This is a genomic window from Terriglobia bacterium (assembly GCA_020073185.1).
In the GTDB taxonomy this organism is placed as follows: domain Bacteria; phylum Acidobacteriota; class Terriglobia; order Terriglobales; family Acidobacteriaceae; genus JAIQGF01.
In genome coordinates this window covers 1-5,741 of sequence record JAIQFT010000107.1, presented here as the reverse complement: position 1 = coordinate 5,741, position 5,741 = coordinate 1, and the positions used below count along the sequence as shown (strand labels likewise).

The 5,741-nt window shown below is 58.1% G+C and carries 3 protein-coding genes; all 3 read right to left on the bottom strand.

The features are described 5' to 3' along the window. Positions 1–95: 95 nt before the first annotated feature. Positions 96–599: an AAA family ATPase gene (locus LAN64_20335; GenBank protein MBZ5570175.1), complete on the bottom strand. Its 504-nt coding sequence runs from the start codon at positions 597–599 to the stop codon at positions 96–98. A gap of 51 nt (positions 600–650) precedes the next feature. Then, positions 651–2,444 (bottom strand): dynamin family protein, encoded by a 1,794-nt coding sequence (locus LAN64_20330; protein ID MBZ5570174.1) that lies wholly within the window; start codon positions 2,442–2,444, stop codon positions 651–653. Between the two features lie 690 nt (positions 2,445–3,134). Beyond that, entirely contained in the window at positions 3,135–5,204 is a 2,070-nt protein-coding gene (locus LAN64_20325) for a dynamin family protein (protein MBZ5570173.1), read from the bottom strand. Positions 5,205–5,741 lie beyond the last annotated feature (537 nt).

The window sequence follows — 5,741 nt, the reverse complement described above, 5'->3', positions numbered from 1 at the left end:
GAAGACGGTGCGGCCCTGATTCATGAGCCATTGTGTACTCTCCTCGCATTCGAATCGCGGCAAGCCCGAAATGGCTTCAACTTATTGCGCAGCTACTACTTGCAGCCATCACCTTGCAACTTAACCGGACAGCAGTGATCCTCCATATGGGCCGAGCGAGCGAGTGTAATCACAGGAGTGTTGCACCACCCCATTAGCTCCCGCACCGTAGAGGCAAACGAATAAGACGGTCTTCTGATGTGGTCGAGCACGAGGCAATAGTCGCCCTCATGCAGTGCGTCTCGCAGAACACCCTTCAAATTTGCGGCTGACTTCGTTTTGATCGCATCTGCTCCAGCCCTGCCGAACGACTTCACCAGTTGTGGAGCTCGTCGTTCCCACAGTCGAGACGCGATGTTCCGGAAAACGACATGGATGGTGCTTGAGTCGGGCGAGTACAGGAAATCCGAAAAATCTTTCAACACGGCGGTCGTTATTAGCGTCTTGCCCACTCCAGCTGGCCCGTGAACCAAGAGCGGCCGGCGCGCAGCTAGGCGCTTAGCAAGATTCGCCTGCTCCTCGTCGCGGCCGAAGATGAAGCCCGCGTCCATCGATGTCACTGGAACGCTCCGCCGTGGCGGATTTCAACCGGGGATGTGGTGATGAGCCGGTTACCGATCATCTGTCACATTGGCCCATTTGGATTCAGTCCACGGCAACGATTCCTGCTCCAACGACGACAGCCGCGTCAATGCGGACTCGACAGCCGAGGCGCCGGCCTGACGGGCAGCGCGTGCGTGCGACAAGGCCCGCTCAGCGACATGGCTTACGTCGCGCAACAGCCCACGGACATCTGCCTCGAGATGATGACGGCTCTCCAGAACTCGCTCGTTCACATCGCTCTGCACCCGCGTGCTGTTCACTTCCAGCAGGTGATCGAGAAACGCGATTGCGTCGCGTTCGATGCTGCCATGTGAGCCCACTGCACCCAGCGCCACATCGCCCAGAAAGCGAAAGATCGATGCTGGCCGCGCCAGCGTGATGAAGTCATGGAAATAGAACCGTGATTTTGCCCGGAACCCGCGTTCCGCATCTAGCGCATGGGGCATCTGCGCCAATTCGGGCACGCCGGCTTCGGAGAGCTTTTTCAGGAAGTCATTCGCGACATCGACAAACCTCTGTGCGGCCTGGCGATAAGTCTGCTCAGCATAGGATTCCTCTGCGTGCAGCCATGGGCCAACGTACTTGCGAGCAACCTCTTGGGCCTCGTGCATCACATGCCTGCGGAAACGCGGACCACTCCCGTGAGGAGCAATCGCGGTTGCCTGCTTCAGCTCGACTTGGGCCCGGGCAAGCGCGTCGGATAGGAACTGCTTGCGACGCGCCAGGAACAGATCGGACAGGCGGTGTTGTTCCGCGGTGAACAGGTAGCCGAGGTCGTGCATGGAACGCTCAGCTTCGGCAATGGTCTGGTGCATGGTGGCTATGCGGCGCTCGGATTCTTCAATCGGACGCAGCAAAGCGTCGCGTTCTTCCCGCACCATAGCCAACAACTGCTCCGAGAGGCGCCGAATGCCGCGTTGGCCAGCACTTCGAATCAGACCGCGTCCCGATTGCTCAACCAGGTCCTGCAGGGAACGGATGAATTTTTCCCAGTCCCGCTCCGGGCCGCGATGCTCCAGTTGTTCAATCGCGCTGATCTCGTAGATGGCGTTTACCGGACGCTGTAGGCGAGACTCGAGCATCTTTCGGGCAAATTTGTTGGCCGTGATTCGCTCGGTATCAGTGACGCGATCCGACTTGTTGAGAACGACCAAAATGTCTTTTACATGGCGGGCGACGGTTTCCACAGTTGCAAGCTCTTCGCCAGAGATCGGAGGGTCCGCGCCAACCACCATGATCGCGGCGTCAATATGGGGAACAAACGCTTGCGTAGTAGCAGTATTTCCGGCAAAAACCGAACCGAGACCGGGAGTATCCACCAGGCACATCCCCGTTGCCAGCAGCGGGCTGGGGACAAAGGCTTCCGCCGCATTAACGCCTTTTGCGTTTTCCGGGTTGTGCTCCTCCGAAACATATTGCTCCAAGTCCTTCGGTGGGATAGACCTCCACTCGCCGTCGGTGGAGCGCACGCGTGCCGCGCGGCGCTCGCCGTAGCGGATCACGGTCGCCACTGACGTCACTGGCGTGATGCCGGTTGGCACGACCGGCTCACCGACCAGCGCGTCCAGAAGCGTGGATTTCCCGCGTTTGAACTGGCCGACGCAAGCTACGTAGAAGCGGCCTTCGCTAACTCGTTCCGCGAGCTCATTCGCCTCCAGAGCGATGCGGTCGCTGCCCAGTTCGGCTGCGATCGTAGCAATCCTGCCAAGCGCGTCAATCGATTCAGCGGGGGTGTTACCGCTCTGCGTATCCGTTTCGGGTTGCCAAGGAGCGGGGGGAGCGTGTTGATTCTCTTTAGTCATAAACGTTCCCTACCATTGCTTTCCTAAGTCGCGTTCATCTGATCGTCTGGTTCGGCCACGGGAGCTTCCAGCCGAATCCAGCGATAATGAAACACGCCCGCTCGCTTCTGCTCCGGACTGAGCCGTGAATCCAACTGGTACACCCTGAATTCGGCGACGGTATGTCATCGAATTCCTCGAGCACTTCGTGACGGTCGGGGGGGAACGAACCGGCAAACCAGATACGTAATTTTTCGATCGCATCTCACCGAAAAACGCCTGCGATAATCCTGTTCCCGGCCAATACAAAACGTCCGTACTCCTCCAGCCACTGCTTCCCAACCGGAACTTGCCAAAACAGACCGAGACCAAAGAAAGCTTCCATCGGCCGCCGTCACCAACCGGCAACATGGTCAACCTCAAGACCTGCCGCGTAGAACTTTCGAACAGAGTCGTGCCATACAGATCCCGGATTGTTCCATTGCGCTCGGTCAATCACAAAATCCGACGATTGGTGAACGCGACATAATCGCCGGTGATCGATTCCCACTTCGGAAAGAGCATTGATTTACTGCCCCCGTCGCCTCGGGAGGTTGCCGATGGAGAGCGTTGAGGGAAATCTGGACGTTGAACCTTCCTCTTCCCACCATCACGTACTTGATCAATCCGCCTGTTTCCTTTCCGGAATTTGCTTCCCGTTCTACCCTCTACCTAAACGTGAACCGCTGGCCTGGTTGCGTCTGTATCCATGCCTAGCTCTTTCAGATCCGCCTCAATTCCCCTCTTTTCATCGCCAGACGCATCACCACCAGCGAAGGTCCGCTCCAATTGCGCTCGATAGGCTCCGGCATATGCCTCAAACCGTCGATGCAGGTGAGCAATGACATTTTCCAGCCAAGACCGTAGCAATCCGCCATACGTGTCGAGAGCGTCGGCCAGCTTCGACCCGATGCGCTCCCGAAGCTGGCGCTGAGTAGCACGCTGTGCCATCCCTTTGCCCAGCAAACTCGCTATTGTTGGAGGTGACACCCGTAGCCGGAAGGGAGACGGATCGAATGCCGGCATCTCCCGCAAGACTCCGTCGAACTCTTCGGCCGCGGGAGCATTTGCGATCTGCAGATCTTGTGCGGTGTCATTCAGAACGCTTGCCAGGTCTTGTGCCAATCCGGACAGCAGCTCCTGAACTGCGTTGACCCGCGTCTGAGTGTGAGTCTGCACCGCGTTGCGTACTGCCGTGTCATCGGGTGCGGCTGCTGCATCTGCAGACGCCCAGGCTTCCACTAAGCTCTGCGCAGCAGTATCCAGAACCGCATCGGCTGACTTGGACAAATCTTCGACGATCCGCTTCGCCGCAGTTTCGGTTTCCTCAATGCGCGCCGTTGCCTGGCGGAAGTTCGCATCCAGCACGCGCGTGTCGGTTGTAATCGCAGACGAGGTGTGCTCCGCGCGCGTGATTCGTGCGCGCAGGGCCGCGCCAACGGATTCGCGCAACATGCCGATTTTGCGCTGCAGGGAGCGCAACTTCAGTTCCTGCCGACGTTCGAACAACGGCGCGATGTCCTCCTTAAGCCACGCTTGGAACAATGGCTCATGGCCGGGCAAGACGCTGACCGGATGGACGGTGATGTCCAGATTAAGCTCCGAGCGAATATGTTCCCGGGCATAACCGATCATCTTGGCGCGATTCGAGTCCGTCAGCAGGTCGGCCTTGCTGAGCAGGACGTTGGCTGGAATGCCCGCCTGATACAGCGCTTGGATGGTTTGCAGATCGTCGGGCGTAAGCGTTGATCCCGCATCAATGAGCACCACCCCGAGATCGCAGCGAGGCAGATAAGCGATGGTCTCGGCCGCCCCAGAGGTTGCCAACGAGCCCAGTCCGGGCGTGTCAACGAACACAATGCCGTCGCGCAATGCAGCCGACGGAAACTGGACCACAACTCTGCTCACATGCTTGGCATTTCCCGGGTTGTGCTCTTCTACGACAAATTCGGCCAATCGCGAAATGCCGAATGCCTCGGACGCCCGATTGTCGGCGTACCAGACCTGTATGGCCGGAGCTTCGCCGAACACCAGCCGCGTTGGCAGTGCCGTGATCGGCGTGACTCCGACCGGCAACACTTCGTTCTGCAGCATGTGGTTAAGCAGCGACGACTTTCCCGAGCTGGCTCGGCCGAAGATCGCGATCTCGAAGCGTTTGTCCTCCAGGCGTTCCAAGATCATGCTGAGCGTGGAGCGAAATTCGACCAGGCCCCGCTCGCCAATAATGCGCTCCAGGCTCTTAAGCAGCTTCGTGTCCGTACCAGCAGATTCCAGCGCCTCGATTCGCTGTTGAAGATTGCTGACGGAGGCTTGACCGATGAAGATGTTGAGCTGATTGACGAGCCCTTCCAACTCACCCACGATCCCGTTCAACTCGGTGGCCGCCGCGGGGGAAACTTCACCATAACCTCGCATGTACCGTGGCCGAAGCTCTTCCACCGAGATGTCGACAAACGTGAGGGCCATGTACAAAGTACGTGTTGCCGGAATCGACGGCGGCTCGATCGAAATATCCTGGCTCTCCAGAGTGCGGACAAGACGAGCGCGAATGCGCGCGATGTAGTCTTCGCTGACGCGCCGCTGCGCAGGGGAAATGTCGGAAATGTATTTCGGAAAAGGCGATTTTGACGCCGACGCCCAGAGAACGGCTTCGATGTCAGACAGCAGTTTGTCGATGTGCCTGCACGTGACGCTCAGCCGGCGCTGTTGGTACTCGTTCAGGCCATCGGTGTTCGTTGCCATCCCGCTCAAGCTCCCGACCGCAAACCTGCATCAATGCCGTTGCGGTAATCATTATGGGATTCTCATGCTGGTATTTTGGCGGGAAGCAGACGACCGCCAGCAAGAGAAATCCCTTGTAGGAGTCATCTGCCCGACCTGCAGGGCGGTTATAAGGCGAACTCCAACACCTTGCTCAATTATCCATGCGACTCGAACGAACATCAATAGGGCGCCTGCCACGGCGCCAAATCGTTACCGAGCGAAAATCTTGAGCCGATCAAAAAGCATACATTGGCGAGGAGGACTACGCTTCCGCCGAGTCCGGTGACTTGGCGCATACCGGGAGTCCGATCAAGTGCGAATAGGCGGTCACGCTCGTCCTCAGGCTCCACTGTGTCATGTAAACGCATAATTGACTTCACTACTGTCCAAATTAGCTGAGACCACGGTTCAGCGTCATTGAAAACGGGAGACATAATCTTCCTCTCCCGCCTTCGCCCAAAGCAGGTTGGCCCCGCGAAACCTCGATTCTCCCGTTGGATGCTGTCTCGATTGCGC

Coding starts and splice junctions, on each gene's coding strand:
- LAN64_20330 (MBZ5570174.1), bottom strand. CDS start 2,444: ATGACTAAAGAGAATCAACACGCTCCCCCCGCTCCTTGGCAACCCGAA.
- LAN64_20325 (MBZ5570173.1), bottom strand. CDS start 5,204: ATGGCAACGAACACCGATGGCCTGAACGAGTACCAACAGCGCCGGCTG.